Here is a 26,747-nt window from a genome sequence, read left to right as displayed (position 1 = left end):
ACCTTTACCGGCGTCACCCCCGCCAGGCCACCAACACCGCGCCCAAAGCGATGAAGGCCACGCCCAGCCAGTTGGGCAGGCTGAGCCTTTCGCCCAGGAACAGCACGCCGAACAGTGCCACCAGCACCACGCTCATCTTGTCGATGGGGGCCACCCGCGCCGCCTCCCCCAGCTTGAGCGCCCGGAAATAACAGAGCCAGGATCCGCCGGTGGCGAGGCCTGACAGCACCAGGAACAGATAGCTGCGGGCCGACACGCTGCCCGGCGGCTGCCACTGCCCGGTGATGGGCAGCAGGGCCGCGATAACCAGCAGGATCACCGCCGTGCGTACCAGGGTGGCGAAGTCGGAGTTCACCCCCTCCACCCCCACCTTGGCCAGGATGGCGGTCAGCGCCGCGAACAGGGCCGACAACACGGCCCAGAATTGCCAGGTCAGTTGGGGGGAGTTCATGACGGGAGCACCTTCGCCGGGGTGGGGCCACCATCCTGCCAGCACCTGTCATGCCGGGGATGCTAAATTCCCCGTTACCAGCCTAACAACAGGGACCCTCATGGCGCACGACCCCAAGAAACTTCAGACCATCATGGCGACGGCGGCGCCGGGTCTGGAACTGACCTACAAGCCCATGTTCGGCGGCATCCTGGCCTATGCCGGGGGCAAGCCCGTCGCCTCGCTTTCCGATGTCGGGCTGGCGCTGAAGCTGGCGGGGGCGGAGCAGGCAGCGCTGCTGGCCTTGCCGGGCGCCAAGCCGTTGCAGTATGGGCCGGACCAGCCGGTCAGCAAGACCTACGTCGTGGTGCCGGACGGCCTGCTGGCCGATGCACCGGCCTTGCGCGACTGGGTGCACAAGGCGGCCACCCAAGCCGCCCAGGCACCGGCCCGGAAGAAGAAGGCCTGAGGCCTATTTGCGCCGCTTCACGTCGCCCTCGGCCACCGTCATGTAGCCGGGGGCGCCGGGGGGCAGCATCTCGAACTTCACGTGCAGGGTGGTTGCACCCAGCCTGGTATAGCCCAGGCGAAAGCCCGGTGTGGCGGGCGTCGCCTCGGCCAGGAAGGTGACGCTTTCGCCCGCCACCACCTGGGCGCTGGTGTAGTGGATGGTGTGCTGTCCATCCAGGTAGTCGGCATGCAGGGTGCCGTCCTGCGGGTAGATCAGCATGACCTGGTCGAAGCCGGCGCCCGGCACCGGCTTGCCATCCTTGCCCATCAGGTCGGTGTGGTCCTGACGCAGCAGCCCGCCGCCGCCGGCAACAGCCCGGATGGTGGAGGTGCCGCGCGCCGTGCCGCCGTCCGCCGTGTTGCCCCCGCCGCTCCAGTCCCCAAGCAGGAAGCCCAGCGGTGCCAGGACGGGCGCCAAGGTGGGCGGGTTGGGGCTGGGCGGGTTCTGCTGCGCCAGGGCGGCGGTGGAGGCCAGCATCAGGGCGGCGGCCAGGAATAGGCGCATGGGGGACCTCCGGACGGGGTGCTGCAACTTCACCATACCCCTGCAAAAAACGGAAACACTCTCCAACATCTGCGTGGTTGACGGCGGACCGCCCGCCTGCTGATAGTCGCCGAAATTCGACATGGCTGCCCGCGGCCGGCCTTGATCCTTAAAACAGTCCCTGGCCCGCGGCCCGGGGGCGGATGTAACGGCGTCCGCAAACCTCCCCGCTTTCGTGCGGAGCGTTGGAGGCGGACGGGCGCCATCAGGGAACACCCATGTTCGATATCGCCAGTGTTGATTGCACCGAGTCCACGGCCCCGGCCGAGTTCGTGCGTTCCATGCACGAGACCGGCTTCGCCGTGCTGCGCAACCACCCCATCGATCCGGCCTTGATTGACCGCCTGTATCAGGAATGGGCGGCGTTCTTCGCGTCGGAATCCAAGATGGACCACCTGTTCTCGCCCGAGACGCAGGACGGCTATTTCCCCTTCCGCTCGGAAAACGCCAAGGACAGCCCCATCAAGGACCTGAAGGAATTCTATCACGTCTATCCCAACCGGCCCCTGCCGGCGGGTGTGAAGGAAGCGACCGAGGCCATGTACGCGGCCCTGACCCAGCTGGGCGCCGACCTGCTGGGCTGGCTGCAACAGCACACGCCGGACGCGGTGAAGGCGAAGTTCTCCGTCGCCCTGCCGGACATGATGGTGGGCAGCACGCAGAGCCTGTTCCGCGTGCTGCACTACCCGCCCCTGGCGGACGGCTTCGAGCCGGGTGCCGTGCGCGCCGCGGCCCATGAGGACATCAACCTCATCACCCTGCTGGTCACGGGCAGTGAGCCCGGCCTGCAGGCCAAGGACACCGCCGGCAACTGGCACGACGTGCCCTGCGACGCCGGCATGATCGCCGTCAACGGCGGCGACATGCTGAAGGAGGCGTCCGGCGGCTACTTCCCGGCGACCACCCACCGCGTGGTGAACCCGCCGCCGGAGCACAACGTCTCGCGCTATTCCATGCCCATGTTCCTGCACCCCCGGCCGGACGTGCGTCTCAGCGACGCCTACACCGCGGGGGAATACCTGGACCAGCGGCTGCGCGAGATCGGCCTGAAGAAGTGATGTCGCATGCCGCCGGGCCGGTGGCCTCGGGCGCATGGTTCGGTGTAGGAAGGGGGGCCATCCGGCTCCCCTTTCGCCTTTCCGGGACCAGCCCATGACCGACCGCCCGTCCGCGACCGCCCCCATCGACCGCCTGTTGGCCATCATGGCCAAGCTGCGCGATCCCGACGGCGGCTGCCCCTGGGATCTGGAACAGGACTTCCCCACCATCGCCCCGCACACCATCGAGGAGGCGTATGAGGTGGCCGACGCCATCGAGCAGGGCGACATGGCGGCGTTGAAGGAGGAATTGGGCGACCTGCTGTTCCAGGTGGTGTTCTACGCCCAGATGGCCAGCGAGCGGGGCCTGTGGGACTTCAATGACATCACCACGGCGCTGAGCGACAAGATGGTGCGCCGCCACCCCCATGTGTTCGGTGAAGAGGTCGGCGCCGTGGCCGACGCCACCGACCAGGTGAGGAACTGGGAAGCCCAGAAGGCGGGGGAGCGCGCGGCCAAGGCCGCCGCCAGCGGCGCCAAGGCCTCCGCCCTCGACGGCGTCATCAGCGGCCTGCCCGCCCTGACCCGGGCGGTGAAGCTGCAGAAGCGCGCCGCCCGCGTAGGCTTCGACTGGACCCAGGCCAAGGAGATCCTGGACAAGATCGAGGAAGAGATCGGCGAGCTGCGGGCGGAGATGGAGCATGCCGCCCCCGAACAGGCCCGCATGCAGGATGAGCTGGGCGACCTGGTGTTCGCGCTGGCCAACCTGGCCCGCCATATCGACGTCGACCCGGAAACAGCGCTGCGCGGCACCAATGCCAAGTTCGAACGGCGCTTCCGCCAGATCGAGGCCTGGCTGGCCGAGGGTGGCCGGGGGCCCGGTGACGCGACCTTGGAAGAGATGGAAGCCCTGTGGCAGAAGGCCAAGGGCCTGGAACGCCAAAGCAAATAAGGAGGCAGTCTGATGAGTTACGCCCCGCCCCACATCCCCGGCATCGTCCTGATCTCCGGGGCTACCGGTGACTTCGGCACCGCCTTCGCCCGCCGCTTCGCGGCCCTGGGCAGCCGCCTCATCCTGACCGGCCGCAATACGGAGAAGCTGAAGGCGCTGGCCGACAGCCTGGACGTGCCCACCCACACCCTGGCCTTCGACGTGCGCGACCGCAAGGCCATGGAGGCGGCGGTGGCCAGCATCCCGGCGGACTTCGCCGAGATCGACCTGCTGATCAACAACGCCGGCCTGGCCCTGGGCATGGAACCCGCGCAGAAGGCCAACCTGGACGACTGGGAGATCATGGTCGATACCAACGACAAGGCGTTGGCGATCATGACCGGCCTGATCCTGCCGGGGATGGTGGAGCGGGGGCGCGGCCACATCATCAACCTCAGTTCCACCGCCGGCAGCTACCCCTACCCCGGTGGCCATGTCTATTGCGCCTCCAAGGCCTTCGTCACCCAGTTCAGCCTCAGCCTGCGGGCGGACCTGCTGGGCACCGGCGTGCGCGTCACCTCGGTGGAGCCGGGCATGGTGGAGACCAGCTTCAGCCTGGTGCGCTTCAAGGGCGACGCCGAGAAGGCCGCCAAGGTCTATGCCGACACCACGCCGCTGACGGCGGAAGACGTGGCGGAGTCGGTGACCTGGGCCGCCACCCTGCCCCCGCACTTCAACGTCAACCGCGTGGAAATCATGCCCACGGTGCAGGCGCCCGCCGGCCTGGCTGTCCACCGGTTCAAGAAATAGCGCTCGCTCAAGCGCCGGGCGCCCGCTTCCGCGGGCTGGGCCTCATTCCTTTCCGCTGCACCACGTTCTGCGGAAAGGTCCGGCGGACGCGGTCGCGTCCTACAGCGGTATGAGAAAAATCTCATACCGCTGTTCCAGTGCTGGAGCGGCGACCTAGCGGTCTTGCTGAAGGCGATAGCTCCATTGATCGAGCGCGCTGCCATCGATCTTCATGATCTCGACATGGATGACGTCGCCGACGCGCCAATAGTGGATGCGCTGCGGGTAGCTGTTCGCGGGGTTTTCGAACGTCATGCCCGAGGGTTCGCGGGCAGTCTCGGTAAATGGTATCGGTGCGCGGCCATTCACGAAAACGTTCACCTGGGCTTTGGGCCCGTCCACCGCGATCGTGACAAGTTCGATCGTGCGGCTTTTTCCATCATGAACGGTCTGCGAGGTCCCGACCTTGACCCCGCCAAGCGCGGGCCCCCAGACTTCACAGGTCTGCTCCGGCTTACCCGCCTCCGTGCACCAGCGGCCATTGAACCAGGCCAGCGGATCAGTGTCCTGCGCAAGCGCGGGCGAAGCTAGCAACGCGGCGACCGCGGCGATGAGGGGCGCTCTCACTTCGACACCGCGCGAACAACGTCGAGAACCGCGTCGATAACAGCCTGGGGCTGGTTCAGTTGGACCAGATGTCCCGAACCGTCGGCCACGCGCCGCTCTCCACGCCGGGAAAGCTCAGCCAGCGCCTTGTGGCTGTCAGCCCAGTCCGCCTGCAGTGCCGGATATTCCTCCTTGGCTTCCGGGGCCCACAGACCTGGTTCACCCGCGCTGACCACGATCAGGGGCAGATCGCCATAGGTCCTGTCATTCTTCACGACGCGTTCTCCATTGGGCTCATACTCCTCGAAAGCCGAAGCTTGGGTGCGCAGCCGTGCGGGATCGGCATCGAGACGGGCCAGAACCGACTGCGTCTTTTCCGGAATTTCCGGGAAATAGATAAAGCACGGCGATGCCGGCGCGCCGGTCTTGACGCGTCCGCTCTCCACGCCGCTCGCGCAATCGCGCAGTCGCTGAGCCTCGCCGGCGAGATAGGCCCGATCTGCGGCGGCGGCCTTGGGGCCGACGCCGGCTTCACGCGCGAGATCGTGAGGCCGCACCGGATCGACCAGGACGATCCCGACGACATCGCGCGGATGACGATCGGTAAAGGTCAGGACCTCGTGCGCTCCGGCTGAATGGCCAACCAGCACAAACGGCCCCTTCACGCCCGCGACCTTCAAGGCGCGCTCGAGATCGTCGGTGGTCTGGCCAACGGTCTGTGGTGCCTTGGCGTCGGCGTCGCTGAGCCCGAAGCCCGCACGATCCCAGGCGCAAGCGCGCGTCACCTTGGCAACCTCGGGCTGCACCTTGGCCCAGGTGGCCGACCACCCGCCCAGGCCCGCCGTGAACACCACGGTGGGCGAGCCCTGTCCTAAACACCGGAGATGGACACGCCGCGCGCCGTCGACAGGAACTAGGCCCTCGGGCGCGACGTAGTCGGCCATCGCCTCGACCACCGGTACATCCTTGATGACTTGCGCGCGCGCATTGACCGTAAGGCCAGCGAGGCCCAGTCCTATGGCGGCGCCAACAATGGCTTTCATGCTTCCCCCCGAAGCGTTGCACGGCATCAAAGCGAGAACTGCCCAGACGTCGCATGTAAAACTAGGGCCTGGACTCATAAACACTGGCACCAAACTCTGACCGCGCCGGGCTTAACGGCAGCCAGGAAGTTCGGGTCGTTTATCGTAGGGCGTTGCGATGCCACGCAACTGTTTTGATCTGGTTGAAGAACCTTTCACCGGGTTCCTGCGTCGAAAGATCAAACGCCAAGCGGATTTATGAGTTCACGGCCTAAACCGATAAGTGATCAGGCGCGCCTTGGCATCCCCACGCCAGTCTGAGAGACTGGCGCCAGGGTCCCAGGTGCGGGCCGTCTTCACTCCGGGTCGGGGGGCCTGATGGCCGAGCTGCCGTTCTTTTCCGTCATCGTGCCCACGCACAAGCGGGCCGGCCTGCTGCGCCGGACGCTGGCGTCCATCAACGCCCAGCGCGAGGGCGTGGGCGGGGTGGAAATCCTGGTGGTCTCCGACACCACCGACGGCGACACCGACGCCGTCTGCGCCGAGCTGCTGACCCCCGCCGACATGTACGTCCGCCGCAATGGAGCGCCTGGCCCCTCCGCCAGCCGCAACATGGGCCTGAGCCTGGCCAAGGGCAGTTACATCCTCTTCCTGGATGATGACGACGCCTGGTATGAGGGCTTCCTGGCCGCCTTGAAGGACCAGCCGGCGGTGCGCCAGGGCCTGCCCGTCTATTTCAACTTCGCCATCGTGAACGAGCGCCGGGGCGCGGACGCCGCCATCCTGTCGGAGGGCGGCGTCGATATGGCCGGCCGCCTGACCGATGAGATCTACCTGAAGAACCAGATCCCGGTCTGCTGCTTCGCCTTCCCCCGTGCCCTGCTGGCAGGGCTGAAGTTCGACGTGCACATGCGGGCGTACGAGGATTGGGAATTCATGTTGGCGGTCTATGCCCGGCAGAAGGCCCAGCACGTGCCGGTCATCGGCGCCCGCATCTTCAAGGACAGCGGGGCGGAATCCGAGCGGCGCGGCGTCAGCCAGCAGTCCCACGACTACAATGCCGTGTTCGACTACCTCTATGTCTACCGCCGCCACAAGGCGCCCGACGCCGAGCTGGGCCAGCGGCGCGCCGCCTTGCTGAACAGCTTCAACATCCCCGTCACGCCCGAGATGGTGTGACCCGTGCCGCACGACCTGGACGCGCTAAAGAACCGCACCCTGTTCTGCCTATGGACGGGACATGAGGCGATGTCGGACGACCGCCTGCGGGCGCTGTGGACCATCTTCCGCACCACCGGCTGCGCCGTCGCCTTCCTGAACCGGGACACGCTGGGCGACTGGGTGAAGCCCGACCATCCGCTGCACCCCGCTTGGCCCCACCTCAGTGCCACGCACAAGGCGGACTATCTGCGCTGCTATCTCATGCACCACTACGGTGGCGGCTACACCGACATCAAGACCACATCGAAAGCCTGGGGCCCGTTCTTCGACCAGTTGGCCCAGTCGGACAAGCTGGCCCTGGGCTATCAGGAGCTGGCCAACGGCGTCGCCCCTGTCGAGGGACCGCTGGGCGACGAGCTGCGGCGGTCCTATGCCGACCTCATCGGCCTCTGCGCCTTCATCTTCCGCAAGGGCACGCCCCTGACCGCCGCCTGGCTGGCACGGACGGAGGCGTTGCTGGACCGGAAGCTGCCGGAATTGCGGCGCCACCCGGCGATCCACCCGCTGGACCGCCAGGGCATCCTGCTGCCGGACGGCACGCCGTCACCCTACCCGCTGAAGTGGACGGAACTGCTGGGCGACATTTTCCACCCCCTGGTTTACGAGTTCCGGGGGCAGATCCTGCAGGCGCCCCTTCAGCCCAGCTTCATCCGTTACCGTTAGCTGGCGGCACGGCGGCCGCCGTGCTGGCGCGGGCGTTCCAATCGGGGGCATCGGCACCGCCCAGTGCCTTCAGGAAAAACCCGTACTGCTTACGCAAGGCATAGCGGACGGGCCCGGTGGAGCGGCCGGCGGAATGCCCCTCGCCCGGCACCACCAGCAAATCGAAAGTCTTGTCCGCCTTGATGAGGGCATTCACCACCTGCATGGTGGACGACGGATCGACATTGTCGTCCAACTCGCCCACCACCAGGGCCACCTGGCCCGTCAGCCGGTGGGCGTTGTCGACGTTGGACGACTGGGCGTAGCTCTCATCCACCGGCCAGCCCATCCATTGCTCGTTCCAGCTGATCTTATCCATGCGGTTGTCATGGCAGCCGGCGTAGCAGAACGCGGCCTTGTAGAAGTCACCGAAGAACAGCAGGGCGGCCAGCGAACTCTGCCCGCCGGCGGAACCGCCGTAGATGCCCACGCGGGCAATGTCCAGTTGCGGGTACTGCGCAGCGGCGGCCTGCCACCATCTGATGCGGTCGGGGAAGCCTGAGTCCTTCAGGTTCTTCCAGCACACGTCGTGGAAGGCCTTGGACCGGTTCATGGTGCCCATGCCGTCGATCTGGGCGACGACAAAGCCCATCTCCGCTTGCGCCTGCATGCCGATGACCTTGTCGCCGCCGGAATGGAAGCCGAAGGGCCAGAAGGTCTTGGGCACGAAGCTGTCGTGCGGCCCGGCATAGATATTCTCGATGACCGGATAGCGCCGGGCGGGATCGAAGCCCAGGGGACGGACGATGACGCCCCAAATGTCCGTCTTGCCATCGCGGCCCTTGGCCTTGAACACCTCCGGCGGGCGGAAACCGGCGGCCAGCAGGCGGCTGATGTCACCGCGTTCGACCTCCGCCACCAGCGACCGGTCGGACGTGCGGCGCAGTTCCATGACCGGGGCCATGTCGACGCGCGAATAGGTGTCGACGTAATAGACCAGATCATCGGACAGGCTGACGTCGTGATAGGCATCGGCGGTGGTCAGCGGCACCAGGTTCCGACCGTCGAAATCCACGCGGTAGAAATGCTGGAAGTATGGGTCCTCACCCGGGCGCATGCCGTTGGCGGCGAAGTAGATCTGGCGGCGCTCATCGTCCACCTTGGTCACGTGCCGCACCACCCAGTCGCCCTTGGTGATCTGGGTCTTCACCTTCCCCGTGCGGCCGTCGATGAGATAGAGGTGGCTCCAGCCATCCCGTTCCGATAGCCAGATGACCTCGGCGCCGCCCTTATTCACGTCATGGCGGAAGCGGCGCTCGTTGTTCACGAAGGTGGCGGCCGTCTCCGTCACCACGGCGCGCGGGGTGCCGGTGGCGGCATCGATCTCGATCACCCGCACCATCTGGTGGCCCCGGCGGGTATATTCGAACACCACGGTGGCGCTGTCGGCCCGCCACTCGAAATCCGTCATCAGGTAGGGGTTGGGGAACAGGGCCGCGTCGATATCCAGCTTGCGACCGGGCGCGCCGGTGCCGGGCACATGGAACAGCACCGGCTGTTCCTGATCCACGGCGTCACCCGGCTTGGGGTAGAGCTGCGTGTGCAGCTTGGGCTCGATCTGGTCCTTGGGCGAGGACTCCACCTTGTGGACCTCGCGCCGGTACCCTGGCCGCACCCGGTACAGGATCAGCTTCCGCGAATCCGGCGACCAGGCGATGGTCTCGCCATCATAGAAATCGCCCTCGCTGCCATCGGTGCTCAGCGGCGTCACGGTACCGGTGGCAACCTCGCGCAGCGCCAGGTTCTGGTTCAGGATCAGCGCCTCCCACCGTCCGTCGGGCGAGGCCTTGGGGCCGTTGCCGCCCTGCTGGGTCAGGTCGCGCACCACGCCGAAGCCCCGGGGCCGGCGGCCGCCCTCCTCCGGCTCCCGCTTGCAGGAATAGTCCGACAGCCGGCAGGACCATTCCGCCTCCTCCCACTCGAAGGTCAGGGTCTGGCCATCCTCACTGAATCGCGCGCGCTCGAACGGCAGATGCAGACCGCTGAAGCTTTGCCCGGCGGCTTTGCTGAACTCCGCCGCTAGCCTGTCATGATCGAAGGCTGGCTCCTTCCGCAGGGTGGTGGCATCGACCATTGTGAACTGGAAACCGCCCGGCACGGTCTTGCGGTACAGCAGGCGCCCGCTTTTGCCCACCCAACGGGCGGGCCAGGCCACATTCTCCGTCATGCCGATCCAGCGGTCGCGCAGGGACAGCGCGCGCTCGTAATCCGTCTCCGTCGGCACCGGCCCGGCGGCGGGAGCCGGTCCAGCCCCTGCGGGAAACGGCGCGGCTGGCCCGGCCGTTTCCACCGCCGCACGGGCGCCTATGGCGCGGGCCGCCGCCGCGGCAGCAGGCAGGGCGGCGATAAACGAACGACGGCGCATGAAGGGCTCCCCAATATCGGAGCCATATTAAGAATTTATACAATATCCTATTCAAGGAATTTTTGAGTACGGGCCACAGCCGTCAGGCGGCCAAGGTCCATTTCACCAACCAAGCCGTCGCAAAAATTGGTACACTGAGATGTGTGTGTGAAAGGGTCCACCATGAGCAAGGGCACATCCGTCAGCCTCGACCCCCACTATGCCAAGTTCGTCGAGGAGCAGGTCAGCGAAGGCCGTTACGATACGGCCAATGACGTGGTCCGCGCCGGTCTCCGCCTTCTTGAAGAACACGAAACCAAGCTGGCCGCTCTACGCTCGGCATTGATCGAAGGCGAAGAGAGCGGTCCTGCGACAGACTTCGACTTTGAAGATTTCATCGCACGCAAGCGGACCTCCCGGCCATCGGATCGATGACAGGCAGCTATCGGCTCAGGCCCGCCGCCCTGAAGGACCTGGAAGCCATCTGGGACTATACGGAAGCGCGGTGGGGCGTAGGCCAAGCCGAAACATATCTGCGTCAGCTTTGGCATCATCTCAGGATGCTCGCGGCCCAGCCGGACCTCGGTCGGCCTTGTGGGGAGGTGCGGCCCGGCTATTACAAATACCCAGCCGGCTCCCATCTTCTATTCTACAGGACCACAGCCACCGGCATTGAAGTTGTCCGTGTCCTGCATGAACGGATGGACGTTAAACGTCATTTATAGGGACGATTGGCATTCGGCTCCAGATAGCCGTTCCCGCACAGCGCCAATGAAATCCCGGGGCTCATCGACGGCGAAGGCCAACCTGGTCACGGTCCGGGCGGACCGCAGGAAGCGACGGCGCGCCTCCGGCACCGCCAGGGTCAGCGCCACATTGGGTGCAACCAGCCGGCTGAGGTTCTCCGCCCCACGCCGTTCCAGACCGTCGGCGGTGCCGACGTGGGCGATGGCGTCATAGGGGATCAGCCGATCGACCAGGAGGCCAAAGCGTATTCGAACGCCCTGCGGCGTCAGCAATACGGGACGCAGGCGAAGGGACTTGGTCAGCCCCAGCAGATAGATGAAGCCGATATCCCCCACGGCGAATAGAATCAGCGCCGCCGTGCGGTGATGGATGCCCAGCGCCACATCCACCACCACGATTTCCATGACCTGGGCCGCCAGCAGGCCCCCCATCAGGGGCGTCAGGTCGCGATGGTAGCTGTAGGCTTGGCAGCCCGGCGGCACGTCCGGCGGCGAGCGCCAGCGAAACAAGGCCAGATGCAGCAACGCCAATTCCTTGGCCACAAGCTGGGCGAGCGGTGGTGGAACAAGGCAAGCGACGGCGGCCTCCAGCTTCGTCACACCGGGCCGGCGCAACACGGCCCAGGCCCCGGCCACCCCATAGAGAAGGTGCCCGCCAACCAAGGCGGTGCCCACGGCGACAACCCAGGGCATGCCCGCCAGGGCTGACCGCAAGGGCGGTGTCAGTCCAAGCACCCCACTGACCAAGCCCAGGGCGATGGCGGCCAACACCACCCGCGCCGCCGGCGGCCGGCCTAAACGCATCCGCTCCGCCACGATCAGGCCGGTGGCCAAGCTGTCCGCCGTGATCCACAGGAACAGCAGGGCCGCCAGGTCGGCGTGCGCCGTCGCCCATGGCGTGCGAATGGCCAGCGAGGCCACGGCGATGACAGGAACGGGCGCCAGCCGCAGAAACGGGGCGACCGCCGGAAAGAGGGCTCGAGACGTCATGATCGCAGCGCCTTCCAGTCGGAATATCCGGCCCAGGATATCATGATCGACATGCCGGGTCGGATAGCCTGGTGGCTGCGACCCATCGATCACGCATCGAACAACGCTGAATACAACGCCCGCCAGCTGTCGGGGTCGGGGCCCATCAGCAGGCCGCCGGTACGGTCGGCGGGATTGTACGGGCTGGCGTCCAGCTTGGCCGCGTGGCCGCCGGCCTCGGCAAACAGTAACGCGCCTGCCGCGTGGTCCCAGGGCTTAATCATGTTGTTCAGGCTGAAGTGCGCCTGGCCGGTCAGCAGGTCCAGGTAGTCGTGGGCGGAACAGCGCTGGGTGTAGGCCTCCGCCACCCGCTCCCGCCGCTGGGTCAGCTGGCGACGCATGTCGCTGTCGAAGAAGCGGATGTTGGCGATGCCGCGCATCTGTTCCACCGCCACGGGCGGGAGGGCGACGCAGCGGGTGCCGGCCTCGACGGCGTCAGCCCCCACCAGCCAGGCGCCCTGGCCCAACCGGCCGCGCACAGTGCGCCGCCCCACGGGGTCGTGGATCCAGCCGGCCACGGTGCGGCCATGGGCGGCCAGGGCGACGATGACGCCGAAGCGCGGCTTGCCGGCCACGAAGTTGGCGGTGCCGTCGATGGGGTCGACGATCCAGACGGGATCCGCGCCCAGCAGGCGATCCAGCACGGCGGGGTCAGCCGAAACGGCCTCTTCCCCCACCACGGTGCTGCCGGGCAAAAGCGCCGTCAGCCGGGCGGTCAGCGCCCGTTCCGAGGCCTCGTCCGCCACGGTCACCAGGTCACCCGGTCCCTTCTCCCGGATATCGCCGCCGTCCAGGTGCTGGAAGCGGGGCAGGATTTCCGTTTCGGCCACGGAACGAATGAGGGCGTCGACAACGGCCACATCGATGGCGGGGATGTCGGTCGCAGGCAGGGGCGCGGTCATGGGGACATCTATGGTTGGCGGCGGCGGTCGTGCCCCCTAGGAATAGAATCGATAGGCCAAACCATAAAGCCCCAAAAAGAAAGGGACCGCCCCCTGGACGAACCAGCAGGCGATCCCTTCCTTCAAACCAGGCCGGAAAGCCGGGCGTCGGGATGACGCAAGGGCTTAGAAGCCCATGCCACCCATGCCGCCCATGCCACCCATACCGCCGCCCATGCCACCTTCCGGCAGGGCCGACTTGGGCTCGGGCTTCTCGGCGACCATCGCCTCGGTGGTGATCAGCAGGCCAGACACGGAGGCGGCATGCTGCAGGGCGGTACGGACCACCTTGGTCGGGTCGATGACGCCGAAGGCGAACATGTCACCGAACTCACCGGTCTGGGCGTTGTAGCCGAAGGCCACGTCGTTGTTGTCCAGCAGCTTGCCGACGACGATGGAACCGTCGGTGCCGGCGTTGAAGGCGATCTGACGGACCGGCGACTGCAGGGCCTTGCGGATGATGTCCACGCCCACGCGCTGGTCGTCGTTCACCGGCTTCACATTGGCCAGCGACCGGGTGGCGCGCAGCAGGGCGGTGCCGCCGCCGGCCACCACGCCCTCTTCCACCGCGGCGCGGGTGGCGTGCATGGCGTCGTCAACGCGGTCCTTGCGCTCCTTCACCTCGACCTCGGTGGCGCCGCCGACGCGGATGACGGCAACGCCGCCCGCCAGCTTCGCCAGACGCTCCTGCAGCTTCTCACGGTCGTAGTCCGAGGTGGTCTCCTCGATCTGCGCCTTGATCTGGCCGATGCGCGCCTCGATGTCGGCCTTGGCGCCGACGCCGTCCACGATCGTGGTCGCGTCCTTCGTGATCACCACCTTCTTGGCGGTGCCCAGCATGTCCAGCGACACGTTCTCAAGCTTGATGCCCAGGTCTTCGGAGATGACCTGGCCGCCGGTCAGGATGGCCATGTCTTCCAGCATCGCCTTGCGGCGGTCGCCGAAGCCCGGGGCCTTCACGGCGGCGATCTTCAGGCCGCCGCGCAGCTTGTTCACCACCAGGGTGGCCAGCGCCTCGCCTTCCACGTCTTCCGACACGATCAGCAGCGGGCGGCTGCTCTGCACGACAGCCTCCAGAACCGGCAGCAGGGGCTGCAGGCTGCCCAGCTTCTTCTCGTGCAGCAGGATGTAGGGGCTTTCCAGCTCGGCCGTCATCTTCTCCGCGTTGGTCACGAAGTAGGGCGACAGGTAGCCGCGGTCGAACTGCATGCCCTCGACGACTTCCAGCTCGGTGTCGAAGCTCTTGGCCTCTTCCACCGTGATGACGCCCTCGTTGCCGACCTTGTCCATGGCCTTGGCGATCATCTCGCCGATCTCGGCCTCGCCGTTGGCGGAGATGGTGCCGACCTGGGCGATCTCACCGGAGGTGGAGACCTTGCGCGACTGGCCCTTCAGGTCGTCGACGATGGCGGTCACGGCCAGGTCGATGCCGCGCTTCACGTCCATCGGGTTCATGCCGGCGGCCACGGCCTTCACGCCTTCGCGCACGATGGCCTGGGCCAGCACGGTGGCGGTGGTGGTGCCGTCACCGGCGACGTCGTTGGTCTTCGAGGCCACTTCGCGCACCATCTGGGCGCCCATATTCTCGAACTTGTCGGCCAGCTCGATCTCCTTGGCGACGCTGACGCCGTCCTTGGTGATGCGCGGCGCGCCGTAGCTCTTGTCCAGTACCACGTTGCGGCCCTTGGGGCCCAGGGTCACCTTCACGGCGTCGGCCAGGATGTCCACGCCGCGCAGCATGCGGTCGCGGGCATCCGTGTTGAACTTCACGTCCTTGGCAGCCATTTTTAATTCCTTTTTCGTTTTCCCTCAGGCGCCGGGCGGCCACATTCGTGGCCTTGGCTATCCTCGATTTCCAGTCCGCCTGCGGCTCCCCAGAAATCTCCGGCGCCCGCAGTCGCGGGCTACGGCTGAGACAAGCTCAGCCGCTGATTTTGCGGTGTTATTCGAGAACGCCGAGCAGGTCGGACTCGCGCATGATCAGCACGTCCTTGCCGTCGATCTTGGCCTCGGTGCCGGACCACTTGCCGTACAGCACCTTGTCGCCGGCCTTCACGGACAGGGCGACGATCTCGCCCTTCTCATTGCGGGCGCCGCTGCCCACGGCCAGGACTTCACCCTGCTGGGGCTTTTCCTTGACGGTGTCGGGGATGATGATGCCGCCGGCGGTCTTCTGATCCTGCTCGATGGGCCGGATCACCACACGGTCGTGCAGGGGCCTGAAACTCATTTGGAACCTCCAGGAATAGGCGCCGGCCCCTTCTCTTGAAGCGGACCGGCGTCGGGTGGCCGGCACCTTACCCCAGCCGCCGCAGCGGCTGGAAGCGCGGATGCGCGGGCGCGGTACGAATGGTGGGGGTCAGGACGCCTGGGCCTGCCTGTCCGGGGCAACCCGTTCGGCAAGCGGCGGGGTCTCGGTCACGGAACAGGCGGGAAAACGGTCGCGGAAACGGGCCACGTCCGCCGGCTCCAGCGCCACCGTCAGGTGGGCGTTGTCGTCGTCGTCCTCACGCTCCGTCACCTCGCCCTTGGCGTAGAGCCAAGCCATGGCGGCGCCGTCGCTGACCGGCACGCTGACCTTGACCACGTCGCGGCCCGCCACCATGCGGCGGTCCAGGACGTTGAACAGGCTTTCCAGCCCGTCGCCGGTCAGGGCCGACACGGCCACCAGGCCATCCGGCCGGCGGCTCTGGCGCATCAGGGTCTCGCGGTCCAGGGGTGGCAGCTTGTCGATCTTGTTCAGGACCTCGACCACCCGGGGATCGGTCTCTGCCTCGATACCCAGCTCAGCCAGCACCGTCTCCACGTCCCGCTTCTGCGCCTCGCTGTCCGGATGGGCGGCGTCGCGCACGTGCAGGATGATGTCGGCGGCCAGCACCTCTTCCAGGGTGGCGCGGAACGCCTCCACCAGATGGTGCGGCAGGTCGGAGATGAAGCCCACCGTGTCCGACAGGATGATCTTGCGCCCCGATGGCAGCACGATGGACCGCATGGTGGGGTCCAGCGTGGCGAACAGCAGGTCCTTGGCGAACACGTCGGCCCGCGCCATGCGGTTGAACAGCGTGGACTTGCCGGCGTTGGTATAGCCGACCAGCGCCACCACGGGATAAGGCACGCGCTCCCGCGCCTTGCGGTGCAGGCCGCGGGTGCGCCGCACCTCCTCCAGTTCCGCCTTCAGCTTGATGATGCGGTCGCCGATGAGGCGGCGATCCATCTCCAACTGGCTTTCACCAGGGCCGCCCAGGAAGCCGAAGCCGCCGCGCTGGCGTTCCAGATGGGTCCAGGACCGCACCAGGCGCGAGCGCTGGTAGGTCAGCGCCGCCAGTTCCACCTGCAACTGGCCTTCACGGGTACGCGCACGCGCCCCGAAAATCTCCAGGATCAGGCCGGTGCGGTCGATGACCTTGGTCTTGAGGTCGCGTTCGAGGTTGCGCTGTTGCACAGGCGACAGCGCGTGGTCGACGACGACGAGGCCGATACCCAGATCGGCGACGCGCTTGGCCGCCTCTTCCAGGTAGCCGCCGCCCAGCAGGGTGGCGGGCTTGGGCCGGGTGACGCGCACGCACTCCGCCGCCACCACGTCCAACTCGATCGCGGCGGTCAGGCCAACGGCCTCTTCCAGCCGCGACTCCGGTGGACGTTTGTCATCGAGTTCTTCGCGCAGGATGGGGTGGATCACCAGGGCGCGCCGGGCGGATTTCTCCGCCGGCGGCGCCTCCGGCGACCCTTCGGGATTCAGGGAAGGAAGCAGGGCGGGCTCATCCGCCGGACGATCCGTCACAGCGCCGCCATCCTTCCCGTCAACCGGCCGGACCATCCCCTGACGGGGGGCCGCCGACTGTTTACACTCATCAATCGTGGTCGCCTTCCTTGGCCGATTCGAACAACTGGATGGGGTGGGCCGGCATCACGGTCGAAATCGCATGCTTGTAGACCAGCTGCGAATGGGCGTCGCGGCGCAGCAGCACCGAGAAATTGTCGAACCAGGTGATGATGCCTTGCAGCTTCACGCCGTTGACGAGGAAGACCGTCACAGGGGTCTTGTTCTTCCGCACGTGGTTCAGAAACACGTCCTGAACGTTTTGCGACTTTTCGGACATTGCATGCCTCGCTCTTTATTGGGGCCCTCTATGGAGCGCCCGGGGTTGCCTTTCCGGCGGTTATGGAGCCGTGCGTGAAAGTGCCGGCGGCCCCGGGCACACCCCGGAGCGTCCGCCATCCTAGCACAGGAAGTGATATGGGGTGCTAGAGCCCATCCACCAAGGTGCAAAGTTCGTCACAGCCGGCAAAGCGGCGATGCGGCGGGTAAACGCTCAGCGCCCCCTCCCCATGCGGGGTGGCCCCCACCATGAGGGGTACGCAGCCCGTGCGGTGGGCGACCTCCATATCGACGTCGGCGTCGCCCACGAACCACACATCCGGCCCTGGGGCCAAGCCCGCCGGCTGCAGCGCCAGATGCACCGGCGCCGGATGCGGCTTGTCGGCTTCGGCGTCACCGGCCCCCACCAGGGCGCCGCACCAGCGGTCCCAGCCCAGGGCCCGGGCCTCGGTGCGCAGGAAGCGGCCGGTCTTGTTACTGACCACGCCGACATAGACGCCGCGCGCGGACAGCGCCTCCAGCAACTGGCCCGCCCCCGCCAGCGGATCGAGGTAGTCCAGGTGGTGGGTCTCGAAATGGGCGTAGAAGATGTCGCGCGCCCGTTCCCACCCGTCGCCGAACAAGGCGGGGAAGGCGTCGCGCAGGCTCTGGCGCACGCGGGTGTAGCTTTCCTCCAGCGTCCAGGCGGGCATGCCGAAGGCTTCCAGCGCCGCGTTGGTGGCGGCATGGACGCAGCGCCAGTTGGTGATCAGGGTGTTGTCCCAATCGAACAACACCGCCCTTGGTAACGTCAGGGGCGGCAGAGCCAAGGCGGGAACGGACAGGATATCGCGCGCGGTCACGGTCACAGCTTGGTCACCACAGGGTCATCCACCCCCACATGCGCCAGATAGGCCTGGCGCAGACGCCGCCCCAGGGGACCCGGCACCCCATCGCCCACCGGCTTGCCGTCGATGCGGGTGACCGGGACGCAGAAGGTGCTGGCGCTGGAGATCAGGGCTTCCCGAGCAGCGTACGCCTCTTCCACCGTGAACGCCCTCTCCTCGAACGGGATACCCGCCGCCTCGGCCTCGGCCAGCAGCGACAGGCGGGTGATGCCGTTCAGGATGCGGGTGCTGGCGGCGCGGGTGACCAGCACGCCGTCATTGGTGACGATCCAGGCATTGCTGGAGCAGCCCTCCGTCACCGTGCCGTCGGGGTCGACCTGCCAGGCCTCGAAAGCGCCCTCCTCTGCCGCACGCTGCTTGCCCAGCACCTGCGGTAGCAGGGCCACCGACTTGATGTCGCGCCGCGCCCAGCGGATGTCCGGGATGGTGATGACCGAGACGCCCTTCTCCAGCTGCTGCGGCGCGCTGAACTTGGTGGAACGGCAGGTGACCACCAGCGTCGGTGCCGGGTCCACCGGGAAGCGGAAGTCGCGCGGCGCCTGCCCCCTGGTGATCTGGACGTAAACCAAGCCGTTGCGCACCCGGTTGCGGCGCGCCACCTCGCGCATCACGAAGCGCAGGCTCTTGGGATGCATGGGCCAGGGCAGATCCAGCTCGTTCAATGAGCGGGACAGACGGGCCAGATGGCCGTCCTCGTCGGCGAAGACGCCGTTGACCACCGACACCACCTCATAGACACCGTCGGCAAACTGGAAACCCCGGTCCTCGATATGGACATGGGCGTCGCCGTGGGCCACGTAGCGTCCGTTGACATAGGCTGTCCGCGGCATGGATAAAACCTCACCTTAGATCTTAAGAAGCGACAAAAATCACGGCAAAATCAATTAACTGACGCCTATTCTTCACCCTTTCCCTCGCCGCGCTCATTGCCATGCACGCCTAGGGACTTCAGCTTGCGGTGCAGGGCCGAACGCTCCATGCCCACGAAGGACGCGGTGCGGGAAATGTTGCCGCCGAAGCGGGTGACCTGGGCCAGCAAATATTCACGCTCGAACACCTCGCGGGCGTCGCGCAGCGGCAGGGACATGATCTCCCCGCCCTTTTCCCAGCGCAGCACCGTCGGGGTGATGGAGCCGATCTCCGGCGGCAGCATGTCGGCACGGATGGGCTCATCCGGATCGCCCGGCACCATGATCAGCAGCCAGTCCATGACGTTGCGCAACTGGCGCACATTGCCCGGCCATTCATAGGCCTGCAGGGCGGCCATGGCGTCCTCGCCCAGGACACGCTGCGGCAGACCCGACGCGGTGGCGGAGCGCTGCAGGAAATAGCGCGCCAGCAGGGGGATGTCCTCCCGGCGTTCCCGCAGCGACGGCACCTTCAGCGGCACCACCGCCAGGCGGTAGTACAGGTCCTGGCGGAACTGCCCCGCCTCGATCTCCGCCGCCAGGTCGCGGTTGGTGCTGGCGATGACGCGGACGTCCACCTCCACCCGGGTGCTGCCACCCACGCGCTCGAACGTCTGCTCCTGCAGCACGCGCACGATTTTGCCCTGGGTTTCCAGCGGCATGTCCGCCACCTCGTCCAGGAACAGGGTGCCGCCGTGCGCCTGCTCGAAGGTGCCGACCTTGCGGCCCGCCCCGTCGATGGGATGCTCCGTCCCGAACAGCTCAACCTCCAGCCGGTCGGGCCGCATGGTGGCGCAGTTCAGCGCCACGAAGGGGCCGTCGGCGCGGCGGGAGTGTTCATGGATGATGCGGGCCACGATTTCCTTGCCGCTGCCCGGCGGGCCGCTGACCAGGACGCGGCTGCCCGTGGGCGCCACCTTGTCCAGCGATTGGCGCAGCTGGTTGATCATCAGCGAGCGGCCGATCAGCTCCACCTCGCCGCCGGCCCGCAGGCGCAGCTCGCGGTTCTCGCGGCGCAGGCGGGCGGCCTCGATGGCGCGCTCCACCAGCAGCAGCAGGCGGTCGGACTTGAACGGCTTCTCGATGAAGTCGTAGGCGCCCTTCTTCAGGGCCGCCACCGCCGTCTCGATGGTGCCGTGGCCGCTGATCATGACCACCGGCACGTCGGGATGATCACGCTTCATCTCATCCAGGATCTGCAGGCCGTCCAGGCGGCTGCCCTGCAGCCAGATGTCCAGGATGATCAGGCTGGGGCGACGGGCGGCGACGGCGGCCAGCGCCTGGTCGGCGTCCGCCGCCTCGCGGGTCTTCATGCCTTCGTCTTCCAGGATGCCGGAGATCAGCATCCGGATGTCGGCCTCGTCATCGACGATCAGAATATCATGCGCCATGGGTCAACGCCTTTGGGTCAAACGCTTTTGGAGGCACTGGTCCCGGCCACCAGGGCCGGGCTGGCGGCCGTTTCCGCGTCCTGCGGGGCCGCCGCTTGCACAAGCGGCAGGATCAGGGTGACGCGGGCGCCGCCACCGGGGTTGTCACCCAGCCCCAGGGTGCCGCCGTGGTCTTCCAGGATCTTCTTCACGATGGCCAGGCCCAGGCCGGTGCCCTTGGCCCGGGTGGTGACATAGGGTTCCGTCAGCCGGTCCCGGCCCTCGGCCGGCAGGCCCCTGCCATTGTCGGCGATGGTCAGGACGATGTGGTCGTCCATGGCCTCCACCTTCAGGGAGATATGGCCCGGTGGGGTGTCGTGGCCATCGGCCGCGTCCTCCTCCATCCGTCCCTCGATGGCCTCCACCGCGTTCTTCAGCAGGTTGGTCAGAGCCTGGGAGATCTGGCGGCCGTCGCATTCCACCTCCACCTTCTCAGGCGGCAGGATGCTGTCGAACTTGATGCCGGACTGGGCAGTGGCCTGCAGGAATACGGCCTGGCGGCACAGCTCCTGGATATTCTGCGGCTTCATCACCGGCGTGGGCATGCGGGCGAAGGCGGAGAACTCGTCCACCATGCGGCCGATGTCGTCCACGTGGCGGACAATGGTGTCGGTCATGGCCTTGAAGGTCTCCGGATCGCTCTGGATTTCCTTCAGGTACTTGCGCCGCAGGCGCTCGGCCGACAGCTGGATGGGGGTCAGCGGGTTCTTGATCTCATGCGCGATGCGGCGGGCGACGTCCGCCCAGGCGGCCTTGCGCTGCGCCGACAAGAGTTCCGACACGTCGTCGAAGGTGATGACGAAGCCGCGGATGCCGTTGCCGCTGGTGTCCGCCGCCACCCGCACCAGCAGGGTGCGCTGGGTGTTGCCCCGGCGGATCTGCACCTGCCCCTCCACCAGGCGCGACGGGCGCCGGCGGATGGCGGACATGAGATCTTCCAGCTCGGGCACCACGGCCAGGATGTCCCGCCCCATCATCTCGTGCACGTCGGGGATGTCCAGCAGTTGGGCCGCCGATTGGTTGGGCAGGTTGATGAAGCCCTGCTCGTCCAGGCCGATGACGCCGGCCGACACGCCGGCCAGCACCGCCTCGGTGAAACGGCGTCGCAGGTCCAGCTGGCGGTTGGCCTCCACCAGGTCGCTGCGCTGCGACGACAGCTGGCTGGTCATGCGGTTGAAGGCGCGGCTGAGTGAGGTCAGCTCGTCCTCCGGTCCCGGTAGGGTTTCCGGCACGCGCGCCGTCAGGTCACCGGTGCGGATGCGCTCCGCCGCGATGATCAGCGCGCTGATGGGCGTGATGAGGGTGTTGGCGAAGTTCAGGCCGGCCCAGATGGCCACCAGCAGCAGCAGCAGCGAGACGATGATGAAGATCAGCGTCATTTTGGTCTGCAGGCCGAAGCGCTGGCCTTCAAGCTCGGTATATTCACGCACCGCCGTCTGGGCCGCGTTCAGGTGCTCCATCACCTTGGCTTCCACTGGACGGCCCAGCAGCAGGAAGATGTCGAAGTCCGGATCCAGGCGGATCAGAGCGGTGACACGCTTCTCCTTCTCATTGAATTCGAAATCCACCTCGCCCTTGCGCGCCCGCTCCAGCCGTTCCTTGGGCATGACGTCGGGCTGGAAGACGGAGCCCAGGGTGTAGCTGCCGTACTGCCGCCCCTGCCCGTCGAAGATCACCGCCTCGGTGAAGGAGCGCTGGAAGGATTCATTGCGCAGGAAGGCGTAGATGAACAGCGGGTCCAGCGTGACCAGCGGCCCCTGGCGCGCGGCCAGCAGGTCGTTCGCCACCCAGGAGGCGTCGTTGCGGATGGCGATCTGGTGTTCGTCCAGATAGGCCTGGGCCACCACCAGGCTTTCATTCACCGCCGTGCGCACCCGGTCGCTGAACCAGGACTGCAGGCCCAGGTAAAAGAAAAAGGCGGAGAAGGCGGCCATGACGATGGCGGGCAGCACCGCCAGCAGGCTGAACACCGCCACCAGCCGCACGTGCAGCCGCGATCCGGCCAGGCCCCGGCGCCGCTCGATCCACAGGCCGACGATGCGCCGGGCCATGAGCGCCAGCAGCATCAGCAGCAGCGCGCCATCCAGCGTCAGCAGCAGGCTGACCGTGTTGGGGCTGTTGCCGAAGGGCGGCTGCTGCGTCAGCGCCGCGTATGTCGCGAAGCCTGACAGCACGGCGGCGAAGGCCAGGGCCACCGCCAGCTTGTTGCCCAGGCCCAGGCGGGCCGACCAGACGGACAGGCGCCGCCACCAGCTGTCGCTTTTGGGAGGGACTTGCGGTGGAACCGGGGAGCTGGGCGGTGTGATCAGCGCCGGAGGAACCTCGGTCATGGCAAAGACATCCGGACCATGGCCGCCCCGGACACCGCCGGAGGCGCGATGATCAGGGCCGGCGCCAGGGTGGGCGTCGCTGCGACGGGGGGTGAGACCGCGTAAAAGGCGAAACGAAGCACGGTTCCTGCCAGGCCGGTGGTTTGCACGGCGCAAACGCCACCCCCGGCGCGGAGGTGGTGCGGACAACATCCGTCAGGCGACGCCCGTTCGGCCAAAGCCGGAGGGTATCGCCCGGCAGGGGCTGCTGTTGCCCGGGCGCCCACCTCTGTTACCAGAATGCCACGCGTGTTTCCAGCCGTCCGTCTTACGCCCGTTGGTAGAAGTGTCCCCTGTTACTTCAGGCCACGGACCACCTGGATGTCCAGGTCGCGGATCTTCTTGCGCAGGGTATTGCGGTTCAGGCCCAGCATATGCGCGGCCTTGATCTGGTTGCCCCGGGTGGCGATCAGCGACAGGGACAACAGCGGCCGCTCCACCTCGCGCAGCACGCGGTCATACAGGCCGGCGGCCGGAACGCCGTCCTTGTGGGCGGCGAAATAGTCCTTCAGGTGGCGCTCCACCGCAGCCCCCAGGCCTTCGTTCTGCGGCTCTTCCGCCGGGGCGGCGGCGGGCGCGAAGTCCGCCAGCTCCTGCTCGATGACATCGATGGTGATGACTTCCTGGGTGTACAGCGCGGCAAGGCGCCGCACCATATTCTCCAGCTCACGCACGTTGCCGGGCCAGCGATGGCGGCGCAGGCGGTCCAGGGCGGCGTTGTCCATGCTTTTCAGCGGCAGGCCCTGCTGGTTCACCAGGCCGAAGAAGTGGCGGACCAGCGCCGGGATGTCCTCCGTCCGCTCGCGCAGCGGCGGCAGGCGGATGGGCACCACGTTCAGGCGATAGAACAGATCCTCGCGGAACTGGCCCTGGCGGATCAGGGTGCGCAGGTCGCGGTGGGTGGCGGCGACGATGCGCACGTCGGTCTTGATCGGGGTGCGGCCGCCGACCGTGGTGTACTCCCCCTCCTGCAGCACGCGCAGCAGGCGGGTCTGGGCGTCCAGCGGCATGTCGCCGATCTCGTCCAGGAACAGGGTACCGCCCTGCGCCTGCTCGAACCGGCCGGTGGAGCGCACGGTGGCGCCGGTGAAGGCCCCCTTCTCATGGCCAAACAGCTCGGACTCGATCAGTTCACGCGGGATGGCGGCCATGTTGACCGCCAGGAAGGGGCCGTTGCGCCGCTTGCCGTAATCGTGCAGGGCGCGGGCCACCAGTTCCTTGCCGGTGCCCGACTCGCCGGTGATCATGACCGTCAGGTCCGTGCCCATCAGGCGGGCCAGGACGCGGTAGATCTCCTGCATGGCCGCCGACCGGCCGATGAGGGGCAGCGCCTCCTCCTCGGCCTGTGCCGCCGCGGCCCCGGCGGCCGCCGGCGGGGCCGGCTGGGGCGTGGACAGGGCGCGCTCCACCATGCCCATCAGGTCCTTCAGATCGAAGGGCTTGGGCAGGTAGTCGAAGGCGCCGCGCTCCGCCGCCTTCACGGCGGTCAGCAGGGTGTTCTGCGCGCTCATGACGATGACGCGTAGCTCGGGGCGCAGCTTCTTGATGCGCGGCAGCAGATCCAGGCCGTTCTCATCCGGCATCACCACGTCGGTGATGACCAGGTCCCCCTCCCCATCCTGGACCCAGCGCCACAAGGTCGCGGCATTGCCGGTGACCCGCACGTCATGGCCCAGGCGCAACAGGGCCTGGTTCAGAACAGTGCGGATGGCCCTGTCGTCGTCAGCGACAAGGATGGTGGATGGACCCATGGATTAAACGCCCCCCTCTGACGCCGTCCGCCCAGGGGCGACCGGCAGCGAAACCTTGAAGATCGTGCGACGCGGCACGCTGTCGAAATCGATGACCCCGCCATGGTCGCCGATGATCTTGGCGACAAGCGCCAGGCCCAGGCCGGTCCCGTTCATCTTCGTGGTGACGAAGGGATCGAACAGGTTGGCCCGCAGGTCCTCCGGAATGCCGTCGCCATTGTCCTGCACGCTGATCAGCAGCGGCAGGTGCACCCGGCTGTCTGACCCCGGCACCGCCAGGCGCACGCCATGCTGGTAGGCGGTGGACAGCACGATTTCCCCGCCCTTTTCCGGGCAGGCCTCGGCCGCGTTCTTCACCAGGTTCAGGAAGACCTGGATCAGCTGGTCGCGGTTGCCGAGCACCGGCGGCAGCGACGGGTCGTAGCGCTCGATGAAGCGGATGGCGCGGCCGAAGCCGCTTTGCGCCACGCGGCGCACGTGCTCCAGCACGCCATGGATGTTCACCGCCGTCTTTTCCAGCGGCCGGCCGTCGGTAAAGACCTCCATGCGGTCCACCAGGGCCACGATGCGGTCGGCCTCATCGCAGATGAGGCGGGTCAGCATGCGGTCCCCTTCGGACGCGTTCTCTTCCAGCAGCTGGGCCGCCCCCCGGATGCCGGACAGCGGGTTCTTCACCTCGTGCGCCAGCATGGCCGCCATGGCGACGACGGAGCGGGCGGCCCCCCGGTGGGTCAGTTGGTTGTCGATCTTGCGGGCGATGGACCGCTCATGCAGCGACAGCACCACCAGGTCCGGCGGATCGGACAGGGGGGCCGCCTTGGCCGTCAGGAAATGCAGGCCGATGCGCGGCGTCTCCAGCATGATGCTGTAGTCCGACACGCTACCGCCCGTCATCCGCGCCTGATCGATCAGGGAGTGGACGGGGCTGTCGCCCGGGATCAGCGTGTCCAGCTGGCTGCCCACCAGCAGGGCGGCGCTGGCGTCGAAGAATTCCTCCGCCTGCAGGTTGGCGAAATGAATGCGGCGCTGCCGGTCGATGACCAGGATGGGTTCCGGCAGGGCGGACAGGATGGCCGTGGGATCGACCATGCCGGGCGCCGGGGCAGGCAGGGCCGCCGTCCGCCCCATCAGGCCGCCACCTTCTTTTCGCCGGCGCTGTCGTCGTCCTCAACGTCGCAACCGGCCTCCGCGGTCAGGCCCCGGCCGGACAGGTCGCGCCCCACGATGCCCCGGTCCAGCAGGTCCTGGTACCAGCCGCGCACGAAGTCCTGCACCAGCTCCGCCCTCTCGATGGTGTTCACCTTGGCACGGTACTCGGCGGAACCGGGGAGACCCTTGGAATACCAGGCGATGTGCTTGCGCCCGATCTTCAGGCCGGCGTCGGTGCCATAATGCTCCAGGATGGCGTCGTAATGCTCCAGCACCAGGTCGCGCTGTTCCACCAGCGTGGGCTCGGCCGGGGCCGTGCCGGTACGCAGCATCTGGATGACCTGGTTGACGAACCAGGGGCGGCCATAGGTACCGCGGCCGATCATGACACCGTCGGCGCCGCTCTCTTCCAGGCAGCGGGTGACGTCGGGGAAGTCCACGATGTCGCCGTTGGCGATGACCGGCAGCGACACGGCGTCCTTCACCTGGCGGATGAAGGCCCAGTCGGCGACGCCGTTGTACATCTGGTTGCGGGTGCGGCCGTGCACGGTGATCATGCGGATGCCGCACTCCTCCGCGATCCTGGCCAGGCGCGGGGCGTTCAGGTTCCGCTCATCCCAGCCCTTGCGCATCTTCAGGGTGACGGGCACGGACACGGCCTTGACCACGGCGTCCAGGATGCGGCCGGCCAGCGGTTCATCCTTCATCAGGGCGGAACCGGCATAGCCGTTCACCACCTTCTTCACCGGGCAGCCGAAGTTGATGTCGATGATGGAGGCGCCCCGGTCCACGCACAGCTTCGCCGCCTCCGCCATCACCTCGGGCTCGCAGCCCGCCAGCTGGACGGACAGCACGCCTTCCTGGGCGTTGGGGTCGATCTTCTTTTCGGACTCGCGGGTGGCGCGGATCATCGCCTGGCTGGCGATCATCTCGGAAACGACCAGGCCCGCGCCGGCGCGCTTCACCAGGCGGCGGAAGGGCGTGTCGGTCACGCCCGACATGGGCGCCAGGATCACCGGATCCTGAATGGTGACGGGACCGACCTGGATCGGCGCTAACTTACTGCCCATTTCCTAGGCGCTTTCCATGACTGCTACAAAATTAGGCGTTCAAGCTATCATGAGCCCCCGCCAAAGGGAAGCGACGCCGCCGAAGACGGCGGATGCGACTATGGTATGGCGCGGTGGCATGGCAGATCGTGGACGCCGGCGGACAAACAAGCCTAGCGGCAAGGTCTTAAGGGGAGATATCTCTCATCGGGAAATAGGGATAATTGTCACCATCCCTCGCCCGCCTCCCATT

General features: G+C 67.1%; 26 protein-coding genes. 8 read left to right on the top strand and 18 right to left on the bottom strand.

The window, feature by feature from the left end; genetic code table 11:
• Nucleotides 1-13 precede the first annotated feature (13 nt).
• Nucleotides 14-451: an EamA family transporter gene (locus FBZ88_RS08360; protein ID WP_145616364.1), complete on the bottom strand. Its 438-nt coding sequence runs from the start codon at nucleotides 449-451 to the stop codon at nucleotides 14-16.
• Nucleotides 452-551: 100 nt separating this feature from the next.
• Between FBZ88_RS08360 and FBZ88_RS08355 the strand changes: the two genes are divergently transcribed.
• A complete protein-coding gene (locus FBZ88_RS08355) occupies nucleotides 552-899 on the top strand; it encodes a TfoX/Sxy family protein (protein ID WP_145616362.1) in 348 nt (115 codons plus the stop codon).
• Nucleotides 900-902: 3 nt separating this feature from the next.
• On the opposite strand, the gene FBZ88_RS08350 is transcribed toward FBZ88_RS08355, so the two are convergent.
• Complete coding sequence (locus FBZ88_RS08350) at nucleotides 903-1,445, bottom strand: hypothetical protein (RefSeq protein WP_145616360.1); 543 nt, start codon at nucleotides 1,443-1,445, stop codon at nucleotides 903-905.
• A 257-nt stretch (nucleotides 1,446-1,702) separates the two neighbouring features.
• Here FBZ88_RS08350 and FBZ88_RS08345 point away from each other — a divergent pair, with 257 nt between their 5' ends.
• From FBZ88_RS08345 to FBZ88_RS08335, 3 genes are all read left to right on the top strand, one after another.
• Nucleotides 1,703-2,542 carry an isopenicillin N synthase family dioxygenase gene (locus tag FBZ88_RS08345; protein ID WP_145616358.1) on the top strand — a complete coding sequence of 280 codons (840 nt, stop codon included), beginning with the start codon at nucleotides 1,703-1,705 and terminating at the stop codon, nucleotides 2,540-2,542.
• A 94-nt stretch (nucleotides 2,543-2,636) separates the two neighbouring features.
• The gene (mazG, locus tag FBZ88_RS08340) at nucleotides 2,637-3,473 is read left to right on the top strand and encodes a nucleoside triphosphate pyrophosphohydrolase (RefSeq protein WP_145616357.1); all 837 of its coding nucleotides are present in this window, start codon (nucleotides 2,637-2,639) and stop codon (nucleotides 3,471-3,473) included.
• Between the two features lie 12 nt (nucleotides 3,474-3,485).
• Nucleotides 3,486-4,262: an SDR family NAD(P)-dependent oxidoreductase gene (locus FBZ88_RS08335; protein WP_145616355.1), complete on the top strand. Its 777-nt coding sequence runs from the start codon at nucleotides 3,486-3,488 to the stop codon at nucleotides 4,260-4,262.
• Between the two features lie 153 nt (nucleotides 4,263-4,415).
• On the opposite strand, the gene FBZ88_RS08330 is transcribed toward FBZ88_RS08335, so the two are convergent.
• Together FBZ88_RS08330 and FBZ88_RS08325 are read right to left on the bottom strand one after the other, a co-directional pair.
• Entirely contained in the window at nucleotides 4,416-4,868 is a 453-nt protein-coding gene (locus tag FBZ88_RS08330) for a DUF6265 family protein (RefSeq protein WP_145616353.1), read from the bottom strand.
• A complete protein-coding gene (locus tag FBZ88_RS08325; RefSeq protein ID WP_186464278.1) occupies nucleotides 4,865-5,890 on the bottom strand; it encodes an alpha/beta fold hydrolase in 1,026 nt (341 codons plus the stop codon). The genes FBZ88_RS08330 and FBZ88_RS08325 overlap by 4 nt, the downstream gene beginning before the upstream one ends.
• Nucleotides 5,891-6,247: 357 nt before the next feature.
• On the opposite strand from FBZ88_RS08325, the gene FBZ88_RS08320 reads away from it, so the two are divergent.
• Together FBZ88_RS08320 and FBZ88_RS08315 are read left to right on the top strand one after the other, a co-directional pair.
• Nucleotides 6,248-7,048: a glycosyltransferase gene (locus FBZ88_RS08320; RefSeq protein WP_145616349.1), complete on the top strand. Its 801-nt coding sequence runs from the start codon at nucleotides 6,248-6,250 to the stop codon at nucleotides 7,046-7,048.
• A 3-nt stretch (nucleotides 7,049-7,051) separates the two neighbouring features.
• Nucleotides 7,052-7,753: a glycosyltransferase family 32 protein gene (locus FBZ88_RS08315; protein ID WP_145616347.1), complete on the top strand. Its 702-nt coding sequence runs from the start codon at nucleotides 7,052-7,054 to the stop codon at nucleotides 7,751-7,753.
• Here the strand turns inward: FBZ88_RS08315 and FBZ88_RS08310 are convergent.
• Entirely contained in the window at nucleotides 7,737-10,157 is a 2,421-nt protein-coding gene (locus FBZ88_RS08310) for a S9 family peptidase (protein ID WP_246138562.1), read from the bottom strand. The two genes, FBZ88_RS08315 and FBZ88_RS08310, sit on opposite strands and share 17 nt — an antisense overlap.
• Before the next feature lie 162 nt (nucleotides 10,158-10,319).
• Between FBZ88_RS08310 and FBZ88_RS08305 the strand changes: the two genes are divergently transcribed.
• Together FBZ88_RS08305 and FBZ88_RS31510 are read left to right on the top strand one after the other, a co-directional pair.
• Entirely contained in the window at nucleotides 10,320-10,571 is a 252-nt protein-coding gene (locus FBZ88_RS08305) for a type II toxin-antitoxin system ParD family antitoxin (protein WP_040846196.1), read from the top strand.
• A complete protein-coding gene (locus tag FBZ88_RS31510; protein WP_145616345.1) occupies nucleotides 10,568-10,861 on the top strand; it encodes a type II toxin-antitoxin system RelE/ParE family toxin in 294 nt (97 codons plus the stop codon). The genes FBZ88_RS08305 and FBZ88_RS31510 overlap by 4 nt, the downstream gene beginning before the upstream one ends.
• On the opposite strand, the gene FBZ88_RS08295 is transcribed toward FBZ88_RS31510, so the two are convergent.
• The 13 genes from FBZ88_RS08295 to dusB all read right to left on the bottom strand — a co-directional run bounded on the left by FBZ88_RS08295 (nucleotide 10,856) and on the right by dusB (nucleotide 26,515).
• Entirely contained in the window at nucleotides 10,856-11,872 is a 1,017-nt protein-coding gene (locus FBZ88_RS08295) for a hypothetical protein (RefSeq protein ID WP_145616343.1), read from the bottom strand. The two genes, FBZ88_RS31510 and FBZ88_RS08295, sit on opposite strands and share 6 nt — an antisense overlap.
• Nucleotides 11,873-11,961: 89 nt before the next feature.
• Nucleotides 11,962-12,813 carry an inositol monophosphatase family protein gene (locus FBZ88_RS08290; protein WP_186464277.1) on the bottom strand — a complete coding sequence of 284 codons (852 nt, stop codon included), beginning with the start codon at nucleotides 12,811-12,813 and terminating at the stop codon, nucleotides 11,962-11,964.
• Nucleotides 12,814-12,978: 165 nt separating this feature from the next.
• Entirely contained in the window at nucleotides 12,979-14,637 is a 1,659-nt protein-coding gene (gene groL, locus FBZ88_RS08285; RefSeq protein WP_145616341.1) for a chaperonin GroEL, read from the bottom strand.
• A gap of 157 nt (nucleotides 14,638-14,794) precedes the next feature.
• Entirely contained in the window at nucleotides 14,795-15,082 is a 288-nt protein-coding gene (locus FBZ88_RS08280) for a co-chaperone GroES (RefSeq protein WP_145616338.1), read from the bottom strand.
• 129 nt (nucleotides 15,083-15,211) lie between these two features.
• Complete coding sequence (gene hflX, locus FBZ88_RS08275; protein WP_484213845.1) at nucleotides 15,212-16,591, bottom strand: GTPase HflX; 1,380 nt, start codon at nucleotides 16,589-16,591, stop codon at nucleotides 15,212-15,214.
• A 112-nt stretch (nucleotides 16,592-16,703) separates the two neighbouring features.
• Nucleotides 16,704-16,952 (bottom strand): RNA chaperone Hfq, encoded by a 249-nt coding sequence (hfq, locus tag FBZ88_RS08270; RefSeq protein ID WP_040843434.1) that lies wholly within the window; start codon nucleotides 16,950-16,952, stop codon nucleotides 16,704-16,706.
• 145 nt (nucleotides 16,953-17,097) lie between these two features.
• A complete protein-coding gene (locus FBZ88_RS08265) occupies nucleotides 17,098-17,799 on the bottom strand; it encodes an HAD family hydrolase (protein WP_246138561.1) in 702 nt (233 codons plus the stop codon).
• Nucleotides 17,796-18,668, bottom strand: coding sequence for a D-amino-acid transaminase (locus FBZ88_RS08260; protein WP_145616334.1), 873 nt, complete (start codon nucleotides 18,666-18,668; stop codon nucleotides 17,796-17,798). The genes FBZ88_RS08265 and FBZ88_RS08260 overlap by 4 nt, the downstream gene beginning before the upstream one ends.
• Before the next feature lie 65 nt (nucleotides 18,669-18,733).
• Nucleotides 18,734-20,137, bottom strand: a complete 1,404-nt coding sequence (gene ntrX, locus FBZ88_RS08255) for a nitrogen assimilation response regulator NtrX (RefSeq protein WP_145609327.1) — start codon at nucleotides 20,135-20,137, stop codon at nucleotides 18,734-18,736.
• A gap of 17 nt (nucleotides 20,138-20,154) precedes the next feature.
• Nucleotides 20,155-22,506 carry a sensor histidine kinase NtrY-like gene (locus FBZ88_RS08250; protein WP_145616332.1) on the bottom strand — a complete coding sequence of 784 codons (2,352 nt, stop codon included), beginning with the start codon at nucleotides 22,504-22,506 and terminating at the stop codon, nucleotides 20,155-20,157.
• 335 nt (nucleotides 22,507-22,841) lie between these two features.
• Nucleotides 22,842-24,296 carry a nitrogen regulation protein NR(I) gene (gene ntrC / locus FBZ88_RS08245; RefSeq protein ID WP_004271807.1) on the bottom strand — a complete coding sequence of 485 codons (1,455 nt, stop codon included), beginning with the start codon at nucleotides 24,294-24,296 and terminating at the stop codon, nucleotides 22,842-22,844.
• A gap of 3 nt (nucleotides 24,297-24,299) precedes the next feature.
• Nucleotides 24,300-25,424 carry a two-component system sensor histidine kinase NtrB gene (locus FBZ88_RS08240; RefSeq protein WP_145616330.1) on the bottom strand — a complete coding sequence of 375 codons (1,125 nt, stop codon included), beginning with the start codon at nucleotides 25,422-25,424 and terminating at the stop codon, nucleotides 24,300-24,302.
• Entirely contained in the window at nucleotides 25,424-26,515 is a 1,092-nt protein-coding gene (dusB, locus tag FBZ88_RS08235) for a tRNA dihydrouridine synthase DusB (RefSeq protein WP_145616328.1), read from the bottom strand. Before dusB ends, FBZ88_RS08240 begins: the two co-directional genes overlap by 1 nt.
• Nucleotides 26,516-26,747: the final 232 nt, after the last annotated feature.

The sequence above is a fragment of the Nitrospirillum bahiense genome (genome assembly GCF_007828025.1).
Lineage (GTDB): Bacteria > Pseudomonadota > Alphaproteobacteria > Azospirillales > Azospirillaceae > Nitrospirillum > Nitrospirillum amazonense.
Note: the sequence above shows the minus strand (reverse complement) of the source record. Positions and strands in the feature narration are given on the sequence as shown.

Bases quoted from the DNA above. Each gene is read 5' to 3' on its own strand.
- FBZ88_RS31510 (WP_145616345.1), top strand. From the start codon at position 10,568: ATGACAGGCAGCTATCGGCTCAGGCCCGCCGCCCTGAAGGACCTGGAA.
- FBZ88_RS08320 (WP_145616349.1), top strand. From the start codon at position 6,248: ATGGCCGAGCTGCCGTTCTTTTCCGTCATCGTGCCCACGCACAAGCGG.
- FBZ88_RS08295 (WP_145616343.1), bottom strand. From the start codon at position 11,872: ATGACGTCTCGAGCCCTCTTTCCGGCGGTCGCCCCGTTTCTGCGGCTG.
- FBZ88_RS08240 (WP_145616330.1), bottom strand. From the start codon at position 25,424: ATGGGGCGGACGGCGGCCCTGCCTGCCCCGGCGCCCGGCATGGTCGAT.
- FBZ88_RS08345 (WP_145616358.1), top strand. From the start codon at position 1,703: ATGTTCGATATCGCCAGTGTTGATTGCACCGAGTCCACGGCCCCGGCC.
- ntrX (WP_145609327.1), bottom strand. From the start codon at position 20,137: ATGGCGCATGATATTCTGATCGTCGATGACGAGGCCGACATCCGGATG.
- FBZ88_RS08310 (WP_246138562.1), bottom strand. From the start codon at position 10,157: ATGCGCCGTCGTTCGTTTATCGCCGCCCTGCCTGCTGCCGCGGCGGCG.
- dusB (WP_145616328.1), bottom strand. From the start codon at position 26,515: ATGGGCAGTAAGTTAGCGCCGATCCAGGTCGGTCCCGTCACCATTCAG.
- FBZ88_RS08280 (WP_145616338.1), bottom strand. From the start codon at position 15,082: ATGAGTTTCAGGCCCCTGCACGACCGTGTGGTGATCCGGCCCATCGAG.
- hfq (WP_040843434.1), bottom strand. From the start codon at position 16,952: ATGTCCGAAAAGTCGCAAAACGTTCAGGACGTGTTTCTGAACCACGTG.
- FBZ88_RS08290 (WP_186464277.1), bottom strand. From the start codon at position 12,813: ATGACCGCGCCCCTGCCTGCGACCGACATCCCCGCCATCGATGTGGCC.
- FBZ88_RS08335 (WP_145616355.1), top strand. From the start codon at position 3,486: ATGAGTTACGCCCCGCCCCACATCCCCGGCATCGTCCTGATCTCCGGG.
- mazG (WP_145616357.1), top strand. From the start codon at position 2,637: ATGACCGACCGCCCGTCCGCGACCGCCCCCATCGACCGCCTGTTGGCC.
- ntrC (WP_004271807.1), bottom strand. From the start codon at position 24,296: ATGGGTCCATCCACCATCCTTGTCGCTGACGACGACAGGGCCATCCGC.
- FBZ88_RS08355 (WP_145616362.1), top strand. From the start codon at position 552: ATGGCGCACGACCCCAAGAAACTTCAGACCATCATGGCGACGGCGGCG.
- FBZ88_RS08305 (WP_040846196.1), top strand. From the start codon at position 10,320: ATGAGCAAGGGCACATCCGTCAGCCTCGACCCCCACTATGCCAAGTTC.
- FBZ88_RS08325 (WP_186464278.1), bottom strand. From the start codon at position 5,890: ATGAAAGCCATTGTTGGCGCCGCCATAGGACTGGGCCTCGCTGGCCTT.
- groL (WP_145616341.1), bottom strand. From the start codon at position 14,637: ATGGCTGCCAAGGACGTGAAGTTCAACACGGATGCCCGCGACCGCATG.
- FBZ88_RS08260 (WP_145616334.1), bottom strand. From the start codon at position 18,668: ATGCCGCGGACAGCCTATGTCAACGGACGCTACGTGGCCCACGGCGAC.
- FBZ88_RS08250 (WP_145616332.1), bottom strand. From the start codon at position 22,506: ATGACCGAGGTTCCTCCGGCGCTGATCACACCGCCCAGCTCCCCGGTT.
- FBZ88_RS08360 (WP_145616364.1), bottom strand. From the start codon at position 451: ATGAACTCCCCCCAACTGACCTGGCAATTCTGGGCCGTGTTGTCGGCC.
- FBZ88_RS08350 (WP_145616360.1), bottom strand. From the start codon at position 1,445: ATGCGCCTATTCCTGGCCGCCGCCCTGATGCTGGCCTCCACCGCCGCC.